Here is a 17,230-nt window from a genome sequence, read left to right as displayed (position 1 = left end):
AAAACCTCTAGGAAAGTGGATCGATGGCACTCAACGGCGCCTTGGCACTGTAGTCATCGGCGAACGGAATGGCTGGCTGGAACAGGGTTTTCCAGTCCGGTCGGCCCACGGCCCGGTCGCTGTGGCTGCGCATGAGTTTTTCGAATTGGCGTTGCGCCTGACGTTGCAGGGCGGGGTAGTCGACACCGTTGACCTGACCGTCGTGCATCACGCAACGACCGTCGATATAACTGGCGATGCAGTCGTCGCCGCGCCCGGCCAATAACAGGTTTTTCAGGGGATCGAACAACGGCCCCAGATGCAGGCCGCGCAGGCTGAACACGGTAATGTCGGCTTTGGCGCCGGGGGCCAGGCGTCCGAGGTCATCGCGACCCAGCGCCCGCGCACCGCCGAGGGTCGCGGCGTTGTACAGATCGAGGCTGCTGGTCAGCGCTGGGCCGCCCTCCATCAACCGCGCGATGTTCAAGCCGTGACGCATGTTTTCCAGCAGATCCGCCGGCCAGGTGTCAGTGCCCAACGCCAGGTTGATGCCTTTGGCGCGATAGCGTCCGAACGAGTTCAACGCCTCGCCATCGCGGGCAAACACCAAAGGGCAATGCACCAGACTCGTGCCACCGTCGACCACTCGTTGCAGGTCGTCATCGCCAGCGGTGTAGATGCCATGCGGCAACAGGCTGCGCGGTGTGAGCAGGTCCAGCCGTTGTAACCAGCTCAACGGCGAATCACCGCGCAACTGCTCAACCATCGTTACTTCGCCGAGCGCCTGACAGCAGTGCAGGCGCATGGGTGCGTTCAGTTCGCGGCTCAGCGCCGAGGTGCGCTGCAGCAATGCCGGCGTGCAGGTCTGGATGCGATCCGGCAGCAGCGCAGCGCGAATCAAACCGTTGTGCGCACCGTCGAAATCCTTGAAGAAGCGTTCAGCGGTATCCAGTCCGGCCAGCCCGCGATCCTCATCCCAGTGATGGGCGAGGGTGCCGTCAGCCTGCCAGTAACTCATGCCGCTCATGTAGCAGGGGCCGAGGTAAGTGCGCAGACCCAGTTCGCCGGCAACGCCTGCGACGGCGGTAAACTCGTCGTAGGTTTCCGCCCACTGGCGGTAGTACATCGAGGTGATCGGCATCGCCGTGGTGATGCCGTTGCGGATCAGCTGGGTGAAGGCGTAGCGGTATTTGAAAACTTCTTCTTCCGGGCTGTAAGTCTCACGCGGGCCAGCGGCCAGATAGTCTGACGACCACATGCGCCCCATGGCACGCTCGTCGCCGTTATCCAGGGTCAGCACCGTGGAGTCGAGGTCGCCCAGCGCATCCAGATCGATGAAGCCGGGGCCGATCAACGCATTGCCGTAGTCGATCCACTGATCCACCGGCCCCGCGTAACCACGCCCGACGAACTCGATGTGCGACCCGGCAAACACCACTTCGCCGTCGCGCCACAGCACATGCTGCGTGCCGTCGAAACCGACCACGCAACTGGCGCGCAGACCGATGCGTTTCACAGACGGCTGCTCAGCAAACGGCCACCTTCGGCGATCAAGACACCGCCGCGATAGACCTGACGCAATGGCCGCGCAACCACCGCTTCGCCAAGGGTTTCAACCGGCATCAACAAGAAGTCAGCACGCTGCCCGAGGGCAAAGCCGTAATCCTCGACGCCCAGCGCCCGCGCACCGTTAACCGTGGCCGCCTCGAACGCCGCCGCCAGTTCATCGTCCTTGCCCAGGTCAAAGCGAAACGCCAGCAGCATCGCCCGTTCGAGCATGTCGCCATTGCCCATCGGCGACCACGCATCGCGGATGCCGTCAGAGCCCAGGCAGACATTCACGCCAGTCTCATGCAATGCCAGAAACGGCGGCACGGCGGTGTCGGCCGGCGCCGAACTCATCAGCGAAATCCCCAACACCGCCAACCGCTCGGCAAGCGGTTTGACCTGACTCCACGGCAGCATGCCGAGGCAGTAGGCGTGGCTGATCATCACGCGGTTTTGCAGGCTGAAACGCTCGGTGTAATCGGCGATCAGCGCGATCTGCCACAGACCCAACTCACCTTTGTCATGCAGGTGAATGTCCACGCCTCGGCCAAACTCAGCCGCCAGTTTGAAGATGAAATCCAGTTGTGCGATCGGGTCGTTGTCGATGCCGCACGGGTCGAGCCCACCGACGTTTTCGACGCCCAATGCCATCGCTTCACGCATCAGTTCGGCGGTACCGGGGCGGCTGATCAAACCGGTTTGCGGGAACACCACCAGTTGCAGGTCGATGAGGTCTTTGTAGCGTTCGCGCAACTGCTGCATGGCCTCGACGTGACGCAAGCCGAATTCCGGGTCGATATCGACATGGCAGCGCATGGTCAGCGAACCGCGAGCGATGCAGTTTTCCAGCAGCGCGCCTGCGCGTTCGGCGATGGGTGCGGTCACTTCACGGAGGATGCGGCGTTCGTTGCTGATGTAATCCTTGAGCGTCGGCCCGGCGCTGTTCGGGCGCCAGGGTTGGCCGTAGAGGGTTTTGTCAAGGTGGACGTGGCTTTCGACCAGCGCGCTGGTGAGCAGTTGATTGTGGCCGTCGATGTCGGTGCCGGCCAGCGGCGTGTTGCTGGCCGGGCGGCGCTGGGCGAATCGGCCGTTTTCGATCAGCAGGTCTTCGGCTTGGGCGCCGTAGGGGCGCACGTTGCGGAGCCAGTGTGGCTGGGTCATTTCTTTACCTCTGGTTCAATGGTGTCTGGGCGGGTCTCATCGCTGGCAAGCCAGCTCCCACAGGTGTCGAGGTGTGCCCACTTTCTATGTGCGACACAGATTCCTGTGGGAGCTGGCTTGCCAGCGATGGCCGCACCTCGATTTCAGATCAGGTGATCAACCCTTGAGCTTCGACCAGATCCGGTCCTGCAGCTCCCTTGCCTTGTTGCTGCACTCCTTTTCCGGGCGCAAACGCGAGGCGTATTCCTCAGGCATGTTGATCGCGTCCATCACCTTCCACTTCGGATCGAGCAACGAATCGCTCTGAATCCCGTTGGCGTAAGCAATGGCGTTGGACACGGCGGCGGCGTTCTCAGGCTTCATCATCCAGTCGATAAAAATCTTCGCGTTGCCCGGGTGCGGCGCGCTTTTCGGCACGGCGAAGTTGTCCTGGAACATGGCCAGGCCTTCACGCGGATAGACGTACTCGATCGTGCTCTTCTGCAAGGTCGCCCGCGCTGTAGAACCGTTCCAGTTCTGCATCATGATCACCTCGCCCGAAGCCATGCGGTCGACGGTGTTGTCGGAGCTGTACATCTTCAAAAACGGCTTCTGCTTTTGCAGCAGTTCAAGGATGCGCTTGGCGTCCTGCGGGTTTTCGCTGCACTCATCAACGTTCAGATAATGGCTGGCGGCGTTGATCACGCTGCTCGACGTATCCAGTGCGGCGAGCTGGCCTTGCAGCTCTTTGCGCGGTTCAAAGAACTCTTTCCACGAGTCATCCAGTTTGCCGCCGGGCACCCGCGCGCTGTCGTAGGAAAACCCGGTAGTGCCCCATAGATACGGCGCCGAGAACTTGCGTCCCGGGTCGAAACTCGGGTCGCGAAACGGCCCTTTGACGTACTGGAAGTTGCTCAGGCTCGGCGCATCGATTTCCATCAGCAAGTCCTGCTTGATCAGCGTCTGCATGATCGATTGCGACGGCACGATCACGTCATACGCGGCGCCGCCGGCCTGTAATTTGGCGAGCAGGGTTTCGTTGCTGTCGTAACCGTCCATGGTTACCTTGATGCCGGTTTCCTTCTCGAACTTGGCCAACAGATCGACCGGGTAGTAGTCGGTCCAGTTGTAGAAAAACAGTTCTTTCGGTTCGGCGGCGTGGGCGCCGAACGCGGCGAAACAACTCAGGGCCAGACCGGACATTGCCAGACGCATGCTTTTGCTTTTCATGAACAGAGCGCTCCAGATTTATTGTTGTTTACCGCGTTGGCCCAACCAGAAGGCCAGCACCACCAGGACAATCGAGATCAGCAGCATCAGCGTTGAGATCGCATTGATTTCCGGGGTAACGCCGGCCTTGATCGCCGAGAAGATGTACACCGGCAACGTCGTCGAACCGGGGCCGGCGACGAAGAAGGTCATGATGAAGTCGTCGAGGCTGACCACGAACGCCAGCACCGCACCGGACAACACCGCCGGCCACAACAGCGGCAAGGTCACGCGGCGGAATACTTGCCAAGGATTGGCGTACAGATCGTTCGCCGCTTCGAGCAGGCTTTTGTCCAGATCGTTGAGCCGCGCACGGATCGGCAGGTAAGCGAAGGGAATGCAGAAGCCGATGTGCGCGACGATCACCGTGAGCAAACCGAGCTTGATGCCCAACGCCATGAACAGCAGCAAGGTCGCCACAGCGGTGACGATCTCCGGCAGGATCAGCGGCAGGTTGATCCCACCCTCGACCATTTTCTGTCCGTAGAACGGTCGGTACGTCGCCAGCGCCGCGAGCAGCGCAATCGCCGTGGCGCAGACCGTGGCGAGGGACGCGACGATGATCGAATTCAGCGCCGCCGTCTGGATCGACGGATTGGCGAGAATCCGCCCGTACCAGGCAAACGAAAACTCGGTCCACACCGTCGCCGAGCGGTTGGCGTTGAAGCTGTAGGCGATCAACACGAAGATCGGCAGGTACAGATAGGCGAGGATCAGCAGGCTGATTTCGCGGGTTGCCGGGAGTTTTTTCAGGTGCAGGGAAATCATGCTTTCGCCCCCCGATTAATAGTCTTCGCCGCATGGCGGCTGTACAGCGCGTAAAGCACCAGCGACACCAGCAGAATCGCCAGCAACAGGAACGACAGCGAACTGCCCAGCGGCCAGTTGCGCGCCGTGCCGAACTGTTGCTGGATCAGATTGCCGATCATCAGGGTCTTGCCGCCGCCGAGAATCGCCGGGGTGATGAAGGCACCGAGGCTCGGCACGAACACCAGCAACGCACCGGCAATCACGCCGGGCATCGACAGCGGCAGGATGATTCGGCGCAATGCGTGCCAGCGATTCGCGCCGAGGTCGTAGGCCGCTTCAACCAGACGCCAGTCGAGTTTTTCCAGGGTCGAATAGATCGGCAGAATCATGAACGGCAGGAAGCTGTAGACCAGACCGACACTCACCGCGAAATCGTTGTAGAGCAGGGTGATACCGCCGGCACTGGGCAACAGCGCGTTAAGGCTTTGTGCGACCCAACCGTGTTCGCGCAGGATGATCAGCCACGCGTAGTTGCGGATCAGCAGGTTGGTCCAGAACGGAATGGTGATGAGCAACACCATCAGGTTGCGTCGGCGCGGGGTCAGGCTCGACATCCACAACGCCACCGGAAAACCGAACAGAAAGCACAACACGGTGGTGCCGCCGGCTTGCAACACCGAGCGCAACAGCGCTTGCGCATAGACCCAGTTCAGTTCCAGTTCACCGTCAAAACCTTCCTGGAAAAACAGCTGCACATAGCTTTGCAGTTGCCATTGCGCTTGCCAGTCGACGCCGCCATAGGTGTTGCGCGGCAGCAGGCTGATGTAGCCCATGATTCCCAGCGGAATGGCGATCAGGGCGAGCAGGGTCAACACCACCGGGCTGAGCAACAGCGCGCGGTTGAGGGCAGGGGAAGTGCTGCTGACGCTCATCTCAGGCCTCCATCAACAGGCAGGCATGCGGCGGCAGGTGCACGGCGATGCGTTCGCCAACCGCGCGGCTTTGGTTCAGGCCTTCGTTGTTTTCGCGCAGCATGACTTTGATGTCGTTGTTCAGGCGGCACTGGTAGAGCGTCGCGGTGCCAACGTAGAGCACGGCTTCGATGATCCCGCGCAGGTGATGCGGCTCGCTGGCGTCGACCAATTGCGAGCGCTCCGGGCGGAACGCCAGTTGCACGCTGCTGCCAGTAAAGCTCTGTTGCTGGCAGGGGATTTCGATCGGCATGCCGTTGGGCACGAAGAGCTTTTCGTTGTGCTCGCCGTGCTTGAGCTGGCCGGGTAGGAAGTTGATGTCGCCGATAAACTGCGCGACAAAATGATGCTTCGGATGTTCGTAGATATCGGTTGGCGTGCCGATCTGCAGGATCTTGCCGGCCGACATCACGGCGATGCGATCGGACAGGGTCAGCGCTTCTTCCTGATCGTGGGTGACGAAAATGAAGGTGATGCCGGCTTCTTTCTGTACACGCTTGAGTTCGACCTGCATTTCCTTGCGCAGCTTCAGATCGAGTGCCGACAACGGTTCATCCAGCAGCAAGACTTTGGGTTTCGGCGCCAAGGCCCGGGCCAGAGCCACGCGCTGTTGCTGGCCGCCGGACAATTGCGCTGGTTTGCGCCCGGCCAGATGTTCCATTTGCACCAACGCGAGCATCTCGTTGACCCGATCCGGTATCAACTTGCGTTCAAGACCCTGCATCTCGAGCCCGAAGGCGATATTCTGCGCGACACTCATGTGCGGAAACAGCGCGTAGCTCTGGAACACCGTGTTGACCCGACGCTTGAACGGCGGCAAATCATTGACCGGCTCACCGGCCAGACGAATCTCGCCTTCACTGACATGTTCGAAACCGGCGATGGTGCGCAGCAGGGTGGTTTTGCCGCAGCCCGAGGGGCCGAGCAGGGTGAAGAACTCGTTGTCGGCGATGTTCACCGAGACATTGTCGAGGGCTGGCGCAAGGCCGGGATCGTCGGAGTAGCGTTTAGAGACGTTGCGCACTTCAATTGCTATTGGTTGACCCATAATGGTGCAATCCTCTATTTATTGTATGCAATATCTGAATGCAATTTAGAAATACCCGGATTAATCTGCGTGTGCAACCCCCTTTTTCCATGGCCGGGCATCGCCAGGGGTTGGTTGCCCGACGTCAAAGGAGTGTTCGAATGACCGAGAAGAAACTGGAAACCACGGTCGACCGCGTCTACCAAGGGGTTTACGAGGCGATCAGCAAGCGTTCGTTGCGCCCGGGGATGAAGCTGGGCGAGGCCTCGCTGGCCGAATTATTTAATGTCAGCCGCACGTCGGTGCGTGCAGCATTGAAGCAATTGGAGGCCGATGGACTGGTCACCACCGAGCCAAACAAAGGGGCATCGGTCTCGTTGCCAAGCAATGAAGAGATCCGTTCGCTGTTCGAAACCCGCCGCCTTATCGAGATCGGCATCGTCACCGAGCTGTGTCGCCGCAAGGACACGGCAGCGATGCAGGATTTGCGCGAACACCTGCTGCTGGAAGATCAAGCCCACGCGGCGGGCGATCATGAACGCTTGATTCACCTGCTCGGCGAGTTCCACATCAAACTGGCGCGCAGCCTGAACAATCCGGTGCTGCTCGACTGGTTCCAGAAGCTGATCTCCCGCGCTTCGCTCTACGCTGCCGCGCTGGACGATGACAGCCACGAAGCCTGTCGCGATGACGAACACCTGCGTTTGCTCGAGTACATCGAGGCCGGCAATCAGAGCGCCGCGATCGAATTGACCTGCATGCATTTGAACGGTATCGAGAAGGCCATTCTCGACGTCGCCGCGAAGATGAAAACTGGCTACCATCCGCTCAAGCACCTGATCGGGGTCTAGGCGCCGAGCGGGAATGAAATCGGCTATACCTCTTATGAAACCAATACGACGCAAGACGCTCGAAACAGACGGGCGTCGCGTCGTTATGGCGTCGCGATTTATCGGGCAACCACCTAAGGACACTGAGTCAGTCGATGCAGTTTTTATCCGATAGCCATGGTTGTGACGGCTGGAAAGGCGAAATGGCCGGGCGCATCAGTGCGTTCGACTGGGGCCACACCGAACTTGGCCCGCTGAACAGTTGGCCAGCCAGTCTGTGCAGCGCCGTGCAATTGATGCTGGCGTCGCCGCTGCCGATGGTCATGCTCTGGGGCCGTGCCGGCTACATGATCTACAACGATGCCTATTCGAAATTCGCCGGGGGCCGCCATCCGTATCTGCTTGGCGCGCCGGTCGAGTTGGGCTGGCCGGAAGTCGCCGATTTCAATCGGCATGTGGTCGATACCTGTCTGGCCGGCGGCACCTTGTCGTTTCGCAATAAAGTCTTGGTGCTGTTGCGTGACGGCGTTCCGGAGGATGTCTGGCTCGACCTTTATTACAGCCCTGTGGCCAATGACGAAGGCGAGCCGGCCGGGGTGATGGCGATGGTGGTGGAAACCACTGAGTTCGTGATCTCGGAGCGCCTGCGCCAGGAGGCGGAAAACGCCTACCGCGCCGACAACGAGCGGGTACGTCTGGCGTTGAATGCCGGGGCCTTGCTTGGCTCTTTCGTCTGGGACGTGAGAAACAACACGCTGTCAGCCGATGAACGTTTCACCCGTACGTTCTCCTATCCGCCGGATCAGGACTTGAGCAATCTGGCGCAGGACATTGCCGAGTCGCGCATTCATCCCGATGACCACGCCTGGGTGCAGGAGCGGGTCGCCCATTGCGTGCAGACCGGTGAGCCGTATAACGCCGAATATCGGGTATTGCGCAGCGATGGCAGTTATCTGTGGGTGCTGGCCAGCGGTGGTTGCGAGTTCGACGAGCAGGGCGAGCCACTGCGCTTCCCAGGCGTGTTGATCGACATTCATGAACGCAAGATCGCCGAAGAATCCCTGCTCAAATTCACCCGCAACCTTGAACAGCGCGTCGGCGAAGAAGTCGAGGCGCGACTGGCGGCCGAAGAGCAATTGCGCCAGTCGCAGAAGCTCGAAGCCATTGGCGGTCTCACCGGTGGCGTTGCTCACGACTTCAACAACTTGCTGCAAGTGATCGCCGGCAATCTGCATTTGCTCGCCCGCCACGAACCGGACAATGCCAACGTGCAGCGCCGCGTCAGTGCCTCGCTGGCGGCGGTCGAGCGCGGCGCCAAGCTGTCCTCGCAATTGCTCGCGTTTGCCCGGCGCCAGCCGTTGTCGCCGGCAGTGTGCAATCCACGGCAGATCTTCGAAGGTGTCGGCGAATTACTGCAGCGAGCGCTGGGCGAAACCATTCAGATCGATGTGCAACTGCCGCAGCAACCGTGGCATATCAATGTCGACCGCAACCAGTTGGAAAACGCCATTCTCAATCTGGCGATCAACGCTCGCGATGCGATGAAGGGCGAGGGCACCATTGCACTCAGCGCCGCCAACGTGCGCCTCGATCGCGAGTTCTGCGCCGGTAAAGGCATCGTCCCCGGCGAGTTTGTCCGCGTTGCCGTCAGTGACACCGGCGCCGGCATTGCGCCAGGCATTCTCGAGCAAGTGTTCGAACCGTTTTTCACCACCAAGGCCGACGGCCAGGGCACCGGGCTGGGCCTGAGTATGGTGTTCGGTTTCGTCAAACAGAGCGGTGGCCACGTCGAGATCGTCAGTACCGTTGGCGAGGGCACGCGGGTGCAATTGTATTTTCCGCGTAGCTTGCGACCGATCCTTGATGAGTCACCCAATCTGCAAAGGCAGCAGAGTGGCGGCCACGAGACGATTCTGGTGGTCGAAGACAACGACGCGGTGCGCGCCTCGGCGGTCGAGTTGTTGGGTGAGGAGGGTTACCGCGTGTTGACCGCCGGCCACGGCGATGCGGCCATGCAAATGCTCCTCGAAGGTGTCGCGGTCGACCTGATCTTCACCGACGTGGTCATGCCGGGGCTGATCAAAAGCTCCGACCTGTTCGCCTGGGCCAAGGTGCAGACGCCGCCGGTGGCGGTGCTGTTCACCTCCGGGCACACCCGCGACATCATCTCGCGCAATCACCAGCTCAGTCCCGACACGCATTTGCTCGGCAAACCGTATAGCCCGGAGGCCATGTTGCAGATGATTCGCGTGGTGCTCGGTAGCTGAGCGTTGAACATTCCTTCACCAAGGCAGGTCGATGACTTCCAAACGTACCTCCAAAGCGCCCGCCGGCATGGTCCGGGTACGTGGCGCCCGTGAACACAACCTGAAGAACGTCGACGTCGACATCCCCCGCGATGCGCTGGTGGTGTTCACCGGGGTGTCCGGTTCGGGCAAGTCGTCACTGGCGTTTTCCACCTTGTATGCCGAAGCCCAGCGCCGCTACTTCGAATCGGTGGCGCCGTATGCGCGGCGGCTGATCGATCAGGTCGGCGTGCCGGACGTCGATTCGATTGAAGGCCTGCCGCCGGCCGTGGCCCTGCAACAGCAACGCGGCACGCCGAGCACGCGCTCGTCGGTAGGCAGCGTTACCACGTTGTCGAGCCTGATCCGCATGCTCTATTCGCGCGCCGGCAGTTATCCGCCGGGGCAGCCGATGCTATACGCCGAGGATTTTTCGCCGAACACCCCGCAAGGCGCCTGCCCGGAGTGCCATGGCCTCGGCCGTGTCTATGAGGTCACCGAGGCGCTGATGGTGCCCGATCCGAACCTGACCATTCGCCAGCGCGCCGTGGCGTCCTGGCCGTTGGCGTGGCAGGGCCAGAACCTGCGCGACATCCTTGTGACCATGGGCATCGACGTCGATATCCCGTGGAAGAAACTGCCGAAAAAGCAGCGCGAGTGGATTCTCTTCACCGAAGAAACCCCGACCGTGCCGGTATACGCCGGACTGACCCCGGAAGAAACCCGCGTCGCCCTCAAACGCAAAATGGAACCGAGTTATCAGGGCACCTTCACCGGCGCCCGCCGCTACATCCTGCACACGTTCAGCCATTCGCAAAGTGCGCTGATGAAGAAGCGCGTCTCGCAATTCATGCTCGGCAGCCCTTGCCCGTTGTGCGATGGCAAGCGCCTGAAGCGCGAAGCGTTGTCAGTGACGTTTGCCGGGTACGACATTGGCGAGTTGTCGCAGATGCCGTTGTTGCAAGTGGCCGAGGTTTTGAAACCCGTGGCAGCGCAAAGTTATCTGGAGCACGCCGAGGAAACCGGCGAGACCTTGAGCCACGCGCAAACCCGCGAAGCCCGCCAGCAGCGCGTGGCCCATGGTGCCAGCGGGCATGGCAGTGCGCCGGATGTGCGACACACGCCAAACCTGTCGCTGGAAAAACGCTTGGCGGCGCAACGCATTGCCGAGGATTTACTGGAACGGGTCAGCACCCTGACCGATCTGGGCCTCGGTTATCTGGCGCTGGAGCGCAGCACACCAACGCTATCGTCGGGTGAGTTGCAGCGCTTGCGCTTGGCGACGCAGTTGGGCTCGCAATTGTTTGGGGTGATTTACGTGCTCGACGAACCTTCCGCCGGTTTGCACCCGGCCGATGGTGAGGCGCTGTTCGAGGCCTTGCAACGCTTGAAAGCTGACGGCAACACGCTGTTTGTGGTCGAGCATGACCTGGAAACCATGCGCCGCGCTGACTGGCTGATCGATGTCGGCCCGGCGGCGGGGGAAAAGGGCGGGCAGGTGCTGTACAGCGGCCCACCTGCAGGACTGGCCGCGATCGAACAATCGCAGACTCGCGCGTATCTGTTTGCCGAATCGCAACGCCAGACAAGAACGGCGCGCAAACCGACGGCGTGGCTGAAACTAGACGGCATCACCCGTAACAACCTGAACAACCTCAGCGCAGAATTCCCGTTGGGCTGCTTCACCTCGGTGACCGGCGTCTCCGGTTCCGGCAAGTCGAGCCTGGTCAGTCAGGCCTTGCTGGAACTGGTCGGCGCGCAGTTGGGGCGTCCAACAGTGGAAAGCGAACCGGAAGAACTCAGCCTCGAAGACGACGCACCGCAGCTCAGCAGCGGTCAGGTTACGTCTGGGCTGGAGTCGATCAAGCGACTGGTGCAGGTTGACCAGAAGCCCATCGGCCGCACGCCACGTTCCAATCTGGCGACCTACACCGGGCTGTTCGACAACGTGCGCAAGCTGTTCGCCGCGACCCCTGAAGCACGTGAGGCGGGCTATGACGCCGGGCAGTTTTCCTTCAACGTCGCCAAGGGCCGTTGCGCCACGTGCGAGGGGGAAGGATTTGTCAGTGTGGAGTTGTTGTTCATGCCGAGCGTGTATGCGCCATGCCCGACCTGTCACGGCGCGCGCTACAACCCACAAACACTGGCGATCCTGTGGGATGGCTTGAGCATTGCGCAGGTGCTGCAATTGACCGTCGATGAAGCGGTGGCGGTGTTTGCCGAGCAACCGGGGATTCGCCGTTCACTGGAAGTGCTGCGTGACATCGGCCTGGGTTATCTGCGTCTGGGTCAGCCGGCCACAGAGCTTTCCGGCGGTGAAGCGCAGCGGATCAAACTGGCCACCGAGTTACAGCGCAACCAGCGCGGCGCAACCTTGTATGTGCTGGATGAACCGACCACCGGGCTGCATCCGCGCGATGTTGATCGGCTATTGGAACAGCTGGATACGTTGGTGACGGCGGGGCATACGGTGATCGTGGTCGAGCACGAAATGCGCGTGGTGGCGCAGAGTGACTGGGTGATCGACATCGGGCCGGGGGCGGGGGATCAGGGCGGCAGGATTGTCGTGGCGGGCACGCCACAGAAGGTTGCGGCGAGCAAGAAGAGCAGGACGGCCCCGTTTTTGGCGCGGGCCTTGAGCCGGTAATTGCGGTGTTCCGGCTGGCCCCACAGGTTTTTGTGGTGTGAACTGGATAACAGAACACACAAGCCCCCTGTGGGAGCGAGCCTGCTCGCGAAAGCGGAGTGTCAGTCACAGATGAAGTCACTGAGCTAACGCCTTCGCGAGCAGGCTCGCTCCCACATTGGATCTGTAATCTACAGAAATATCTGTGGGAGCTTGCTCACGAAAGCATTGGCTCAGGCACCATCGAGCGTGCGGCGGACCTTGTCGAGCAGCTCGCTGATCTGAAACGGCTTGACCAGCATATCCATGCCACTGCCCAGAAACACCTGGCGATTGATCGCCGTTTCCGCATACCCGGTCATGAACAGAATCGGCAGCCCATCACGCCAGCCCCGCGCAACATCCGCCAACTCGCGCCCGCTCATGCGCGGCAGGCCGACATCGGTCAGCAGCAGGTTGATTGATTCATCGTTCTGCAAGCGCTCCAGCGCCGTTTCGATATCCGCCGCCTGGGTGCAGCGATAACCCGCGTCCTCCAGCACTTCGGTGACAAACATGCGCACCGACGGCATGTCTTCGACAATCAGTACATGCTCACCGCTGCCTTGCGGATCGATTACGGGTGGGGGGATGTCAGCCCCAGTCGGATCGGTGGTGGCCGGCAACATGATCGTCACTTCGGTACCGCGTCGCGCCACGCTGCGGATATGCGCATCGCCACCCGATTGACGGGCAAACCCATAGATCGTCGACAACCCCAGCCCAGTGCCCTGGCCCAACGGTTTGGTGGTGAAAAACGGATCGAAGACCTTGTCGATGACGTTGTGTTCGATCCCGGTACCGTCGTCACGCACCGACAGTGCCACGTAAGCGCCGTCGGCCAGATTCGGGTCGCCATGGGAATAGGCGGCGTAGGTGCTGACCCAGACATTGCCGCCTGTCGGCAGCGCATCGCGGGCGTTGATCACCAGATTCAATACCGCGCTTTCCAGCTGCACCGGGTCGACCAGGGCGATCGCCGGTTTGTTGGTCAGCTCGAGCTTGAGGGTGATGCGTTCGCCGATGGTGCGCATCAGCAGTTCTTCCAGCGAACGTACGTGCTCGTTGATGTCCACCGGCCGCGTGTCCAAAGGCTGCTGGCGGGCAAAGGCCAGCAGACGATGGGTGAGCGACGCCGCGCTCATTGCCGAATTCAGCGCCGCTTCGGAATAAAACTGCACTTTGTCCAGACGCTCGTCGGCGACACGTTTCTGGATCAGTTCCAGGCTGGTGATGATCCCGGTCAGCAGGTTGTTGAAGTCATGGGCGATGCCGCCGGTGAGCTTGCCCAGCGCATCCATTTTCTGCACTTGCAGCAATTGCGCCTCGGCCCGCACGCGTTCGGCGGTTTCCTTGACCAGTTGCGTGGTGGTGTCGTCAAGGCGGGCCAGATGCGAGCGTTCGCGATGGCGGTGTTCGGTGACGTCTTCGACGAACACCAGGCTCAGTTCCGGCGTGCGGTACGGTGAAATCTGCCACTCGGTTTCGCGAATCTCACCCTGCACGCGCATGTTCAGCGTGCCTTTCCAGCGCTCGCCATCGACCAGGCGCAAGCGCAGTTCATTGAGGATGGCGCTCTGCTCCTCGGCGAAGCATTCACGCAGGATTTGCGGGTCCTGATTGTCGAGAATCAGTTGCGCGAAGGCATGGTTGCACTCATGCACTTTGAGGCTGGCATCGAGCACCGCGATCGGCGCGGACACATTGACGAAAATCTCGCGGAAGCGCGCCTCGCTTTCGCGCAGGGCATTTTCCGTGTCGCGTACCCGCAGCAACGTGCGCAGGGTGGCCAGCAGCACGTCGGGATCGACCGGGTGAATCAGGTAGGCATCGGCGCCGGCGTCGAGGCCGGTGATGATGTCGCCGGTCTGGATCGACGCAGCGGACACATGGATCACTGGCAGCAGCGCCGTGCGGCTGTCCGCGCGCAGAATCCGCACGATGTCGAAACCGCTCATGTCCGGCAGATTGACGTCGAGGATCAACGCGTCGAGCGTTTCGCTTTCAATCAGCGCCAGCCCCTCGCTGCCGGTGCCGGCCTCCAGCACCTCATAGCCGTGACGCTCCAGTCGCCGGCGCAAGGCGTAGCGGGTGGCGACGTTGTCGTCGACGATCAACAGGCGGATGTCACGTTTCATCGACGTTCTCCAGAGCGATCGCCAACGGGATGATCACGAAAAAGGTCGAGCCGACCCCCGGCGCACTGTCCATCCCGACTTCACCGCCGAGCAGGGCGGCGAAGCGTTTACACAGCGACAGGCCCAGCCCGGTGCCGCGAAGACGTTTCTGCAACGGCGAGTCGACCTGGGAAAAGTCTTCGAACAATGCGCCATGCAACTCGGCAGCGATACCTATTCCGGTGTCACTGACGGCAAAGCGCACCTTGTCCGCCCCTTCGAGCCGCGCGGAAACCCGCACTTCGCCACGGGTGGTGAACTTCAGCGAGTTGGAAATGAAGTTGCGCAGGATCTGCGCGAGTTTCTTGTCATCGGTGTACAGCCGTGGCAAACCGACCGGCTCTTCGAAGATCAGATCGACCGCCGAGGCGTCGACGATCGGTCGGAACATCCCGCGCAGGGCCGAGAACAGGTCGAACATGTCGAACCAGGCCGGGGAAATGGTGATGCGCCCGGCCTCGATCTTCGCCAGATCAAGCAGGTCATCGACCATGTCGCTGAGTTCGCGCGCCGCCGTGCTGACGAACGCTACCTGTTTGTGTTGCTCGGGACTGAGCGGGCCGTCGAGTTCGTCGGCGAGCAGGCTGTTGATGCTCAGGATCGAACCCAGTGGCGTGCGGAATTCGTGGCTCATGTACGACAGGAAACGGCTTTTCAGATCCGAAGCCTGGCGCAGTTCCTCCGCCTGTACATCGAGTTCGGCGTACAGCGCCAGCACGCCCTGATTGGTTTCATCGAGTTCTTCGCGCAGCGCAGCGGTTTCGCTCTGCAACTGGGCAATCAGCGTGGCCTGCTCGGCACTGCTCAGAATCGGCGACTCAGCCATGGGCGGCCTCCAGGGCAACGACCAGCACCGTTACATCGTCGCGCCCGCGACAGAAGTCGCGGTGCAGGACGCTGGCTATCACGGCGGGATGGCGGTGCACCAGGCCGGGGTAGTCTTGAAGGTTCCAACGGGACTGCAAGCCGTCGCTGTACATGATCAATAGATGTCCGTTCACGTGAGCATAGTCAAAGGGCCGGGCTTTCCGGTATTGCACACCGACAATGCCCGGGTGCGAAGCGAGGCCGCGGGACTTGTCGGCGTTGATCAGGCTGGCGCCGATGTTGCCCACGCCAGCGAAGGTCAGGCTGTCGCGCCTGCCGTCAAACTGGGTAAACGCGACGGCGCCGCCACGCGTGCCGATCATGTCGCGGTGCAGGTCTTCCATCAGCATCACCGGCTCGGCGAATGGTGTCAGGGCGAAGGTTTTGGCGCCGGCGCGGCCAGCGCGTTCGGCTTCCTCGCCATGGCCGAGGCCGTCGATCACCAGCGCGCTGATGCTGGCGCCTTCATACGCCAGGTGCCAGACATCCCCGCACGCCGGATCGTCGTGCAACGAATGCTGACTGACGCCGTAGCGGATATCCGGTTCGCGGTCGTTGCGTGGGTAAAGTCGTGCCAGCAATACCGCGCCACGCGCGTCGGCATAGACATCGAACACCTCGGTCTGCCGCGATACCGCGCCGAGGCCGATCCCCTGAGTGCCGCCCGTAGAGAATCCGTCGGCCATGCAGGCCTCCAGATCAAAGCCTTGAGCGCGATCCACCGCGAGCATCTCGATGCCGAAACCCGTGGGCCGAGGTAATACTCGAAGATGCAGTGCGCCGTGAGTGGCATGTTTGAGCACATTGCTCGCCAGTTCAGTGGCAACCAACGCGACACGCCCGGCATCGCGCTCGTCAAAGCCATGCTGTTCAGCGAGTTGCTGCGCGGTGCGCCGGGCATAACCGATCTGACTGCTGTCTTCGATTGGCAGAACCTGGGTCAACGTCCCCACGATATTCATGTCCATCGGGTGATCGTTATGCGTGTGCCTTTGCCGGGCTCGGTTTCCAGTTCGAATTCTTCGACCAGCCGTTTCGCCCCGGTCAGGCCCAGGCCCATGCCGCTGCCGGAGGTCCAGCCGTCGGTCATCGCCAACTTGATGTCGGCAATGCCCGGGCCTTCGTCGCGGAAGGTCAAGCGCAGACCGACCTTGTGATCTTCATCGAGAATCTGCCAGTCCATGTCGCCGCCACCACCGTAAACCATGGTGTTACGCGCCAGTTCGCTGACCGCTGTGACCATTTTCGTCAGGTCGATCAGGCGCATGCCGCATTCGGTGGCCAGTTTGCGTGCGGTCTGGCGCGCGAGCACGACATCCTGCTCGATGTGGATGGGTTGAGTACCGCTGCTGCGTACGGTCATTGCCGGTCTACTCGTTCCTGCAGCAGTTTCATCCCGCGCTCGACGTTCAATGCCGTGCTGACCCCGGGCAGGGTCAGACCGAGTTCGACCAAGGTGATCGCCACCGCCGGCTGCATGCCGACCAGCATGGTTTCGGCGTCCATGATTTTCGACAGCCCGGAAATCGTGCTGATCATCCGGCCAATGAACGAGTCGACCATGTCCAGCGCCGAGATGTCGATCAGCACGCCCCGCGCCGAGGTCTTGCTGATGCGCTCGGACAAGTCGTCCTGCAGGGTGAGGGCGAGTTGGTCATGCATATCGACCTGAATGGTCACCAGCAGGAACTTGCCCATCTGGAGAATCGGGATACGTTCCAT

General features: G+C 61.2%; 14 protein-coding genes. 3 read left to right on the top strand and 11 right to left on the bottom strand.

The window, feature by feature from the left end:
* Window positions 1-7 precede the first annotated feature (7 nt).
* From CQ009_RS23970 to CQ009_RS23945, 6 genes are all read right to left on the bottom strand, one after another.
* The gene (locus CQ009_RS23970; protein WP_105708906.1) at window positions 8-1,495 is read right to left on the bottom strand and encodes an amidohydrolase family protein; all 1,488 of its coding nucleotides are present in this window, start codon (window positions 1,493-1,495) and stop codon (window positions 8-10) included.
* Window positions 1,492-2,688 carry an amidohydrolase family protein gene (locus CQ009_RS23965; protein WP_105708905.1) on the bottom strand — a complete coding sequence of 399 codons (1,197 nt, stop codon included), beginning with the start codon at window positions 2,686-2,688 and terminating at the stop codon, window positions 1,492-1,494. Before CQ009_RS23965 ends, CQ009_RS23970 begins: the two co-directional genes overlap by 4 nt.
* Before the next feature lie 156 nt (window positions 2,689-2,844).
* A complete protein-coding gene (locus CQ009_RS23960) occupies window positions 2,845-3,897 on the bottom strand; it encodes an extracellular solute-binding protein (RefSeq protein ID WP_105708904.1) in 1,053 nt (350 codons plus the stop codon).
* A gap of 18 nt (window positions 3,898-3,915) precedes the next feature.
* A complete protein-coding gene (locus CQ009_RS23955; RefSeq protein ID WP_105708903.1) occupies window positions 3,916-4,704 on the bottom strand; it encodes an ABC transporter permease in 789 nt (262 codons plus the stop codon).
* Window positions 4,701-5,618 carry an ABC transporter permease gene (locus CQ009_RS23950; protein WP_105708902.1) on the bottom strand — a complete coding sequence of 306 codons (918 nt, stop codon included), beginning with the start codon at window positions 5,616-5,618 and terminating at the stop codon, window positions 4,701-4,703. The genes CQ009_RS23955 and CQ009_RS23950 overlap by 4 nt, the downstream gene beginning before the upstream one ends.
* Window position 5,619: 1 nt before the next feature.
* The gene (locus tag CQ009_RS23945; RefSeq protein WP_105708901.1) at window positions 5,620-6,705 is read right to left on the bottom strand and encodes an ABC transporter ATP-binding protein; all 1,086 of its coding nucleotides are present in this window, start codon (window positions 6,703-6,705) and stop codon (window positions 5,620-5,622) included.
* Between the two features lie 140 nt (window positions 6,706-6,845).
* Between CQ009_RS23945 and CQ009_RS23940 the strand changes: the two genes are divergently transcribed.
* The 3 genes from CQ009_RS23940 (at window position 6,846) to CQ009_RS23930 (ending at window position 12,446) form a co-directional block, all read left to right on the top strand.
* Window positions 6,846-7,535, top strand: a complete 690-nt coding sequence (locus CQ009_RS23940; RefSeq protein ID WP_105708900.1) for a GntR family transcriptional regulator — start codon at window positions 6,846-6,848, stop codon at window positions 7,533-7,535.
* A gap of 134 nt (window positions 7,536-7,669) precedes the next feature.
* Window positions 7,670-9,781 carry a PAS domain-containing sensor histidine kinase gene (locus tag CQ009_RS23935; protein WP_105708899.1) on the top strand — a complete coding sequence of 704 codons (2,112 nt, stop codon included), beginning with the start codon at window positions 7,670-7,672 and terminating at the stop codon, window positions 9,779-9,781.
* Between the two features lie 31 nt (window positions 9,782-9,812).
* Complete coding sequence (locus CQ009_RS23930) at window positions 9,813-12,446, top strand: excinuclease ABC subunit UvrA (protein WP_105708898.1); 2,634 nt, start codon at window positions 9,813-9,815, stop codon at window positions 12,444-12,446.
* Window positions 12,447-12,658: 212 nt separating this feature from the next.
* Here CQ009_RS23930 and CQ009_RS23925 read toward each other — a convergent pair whose 3' ends face one another.
* From CQ009_RS23925 to CQ009_RS23905, 5 genes are read right to left on the bottom strand one after another with little or no spacing between them, the layout of a single operon-like run.
* Window positions 12,659-14,602: a response regulator gene (locus tag CQ009_RS23925; RefSeq protein WP_105708897.1), complete on the bottom strand. Its 1,944-nt coding sequence runs from the start codon at window positions 14,600-14,602 to the stop codon at window positions 12,659-12,661.
* Window positions 14,592-15,467 (bottom strand): sensor histidine kinase KdpD, encoded by an 876-nt coding sequence (locus CQ009_RS23920; protein ID WP_064387684.1) that lies wholly within the window; start codon window positions 15,465-15,467, stop codon window positions 14,592-14,594. The genes CQ009_RS23925 and CQ009_RS23920 overlap by 11 nt, the downstream gene beginning before the upstream one ends.
* Window positions 15,460-16,470 (bottom strand): ATP-binding protein, encoded by a 1,011-nt coding sequence (locus CQ009_RS23915; protein ID WP_105708943.1) that lies wholly within the window; start codon window positions 16,468-16,470, stop codon window positions 15,460-15,462. Before CQ009_RS23915 ends, CQ009_RS23920 begins: the two co-directional genes overlap by 8 nt.
* Window positions 16,467-16,871, bottom strand: coding sequence for an anti-sigma regulatory factor (locus tag CQ009_RS23910; RefSeq protein ID WP_007912537.1), 405 nt, complete (start codon window positions 16,869-16,871; stop codon window positions 16,467-16,469). The genes CQ009_RS23915 and CQ009_RS23910 overlap by 4 nt, the downstream gene beginning before the upstream one ends.
* A complete protein-coding gene (locus CQ009_RS23905) occupies window positions 16,868-17,230 on the bottom strand; it encodes an STAS domain-containing protein (protein ID WP_007912539.1) in 363 nt (120 codons plus the stop codon). The genes CQ009_RS23910 and CQ009_RS23905 overlap by 4 nt, the downstream gene beginning before the upstream one ends.

The organism is Pseudomonas sp. MYb2, assembly GCF_002979955.1.
Taxonomy (GTDB): Bacteria; Pseudomonadota; Gammaproteobacteria; order Pseudomonadales; family Pseudomonadaceae; genus Aquipseudomonas.
This window is presented reverse-complemented; position numbering and strand designations above follow the sequence as displayed.

Coding starts and splice junctions, on each gene's coding strand:
- CQ009_RS23965 (WP_105708905.1), bottom strand. CDS start 2,688: ATGACCCAGCCACACTGGCTCCGCAACGTGCGCCCCTACGGCGCCCAA.
- CQ009_RS23960 (WP_105708904.1), bottom strand. CDS start 3,897: ATGAAAAGCAAAAGCATGCGTCTGGCAATGTCCGGTCTGGCCCTGAGT.
- CQ009_RS23955 (WP_105708903.1), bottom strand. CDS start 4,704: ATGATTTCCCTGCACCTGAAAAAACTCCCGGCAACCCGCGAAATCAGC.
- CQ009_RS23950 (WP_105708902.1), bottom strand. CDS start 5,618: ATGAGCGTCAGCAGCACTTCCCCTGCCCTCAACCGCGCGCTGTTGCTC.
- CQ009_RS23945 (WP_105708901.1), bottom strand. CDS start 6,705: ATGGGTCAACCAATAGCAATTGAAGTGCGCAACGTCTCTAAACGCTAC.
- CQ009_RS23940 (WP_105708900.1), top strand. CDS start 6,846: ATGACCGAGAAGAAACTGGAAACCACGGTCGACCGCGTCTACCAAGGG.
- CQ009_RS23935 (WP_105708899.1), top strand. CDS start 7,670: ATGCAGTTTTTATCCGATAGCCATGGTTGTGACGGCTGGAAAGGCGAA.
- CQ009_RS23930 (WP_105708898.1), top strand. CDS start 9,813: ATGACTTCCAAACGTACCTCCAAAGCGCCCGCCGGCATGGTCCGGGTA.
- CQ009_RS23925 (WP_105708897.1), bottom strand. CDS start 14,602: ATGAAACGTGACATCCGCCTGTTGATCGTCGACGACAACGTCGCCACC.
- CQ009_RS23920 (WP_064387684.1), bottom strand. CDS start 15,467: ATGGCTGAGTCGCCGATTCTGAGCAGTGCCGAGCAGGCCACGCTGATT.
- CQ009_RS23915 (WP_105708943.1), bottom strand. CDS start 16,470: ATGAATATCGTGGGGACGTTGACCCAGGTTCTGCCAATCGAAGACAGC.
- CQ009_RS23910 (WP_007912537.1), bottom strand. CDS start 16,871: ATGACCGTACGCAGCAGCGGTACTCAACCCATCCACATCGAGCAGGAT.
- CQ009_RS23905 (WP_007912539.1), bottom strand. CDS start 17,230: ATGGAACGTATCCCGATTCTCCAGATGGGCAAGTTCCTGCTGGTGACC.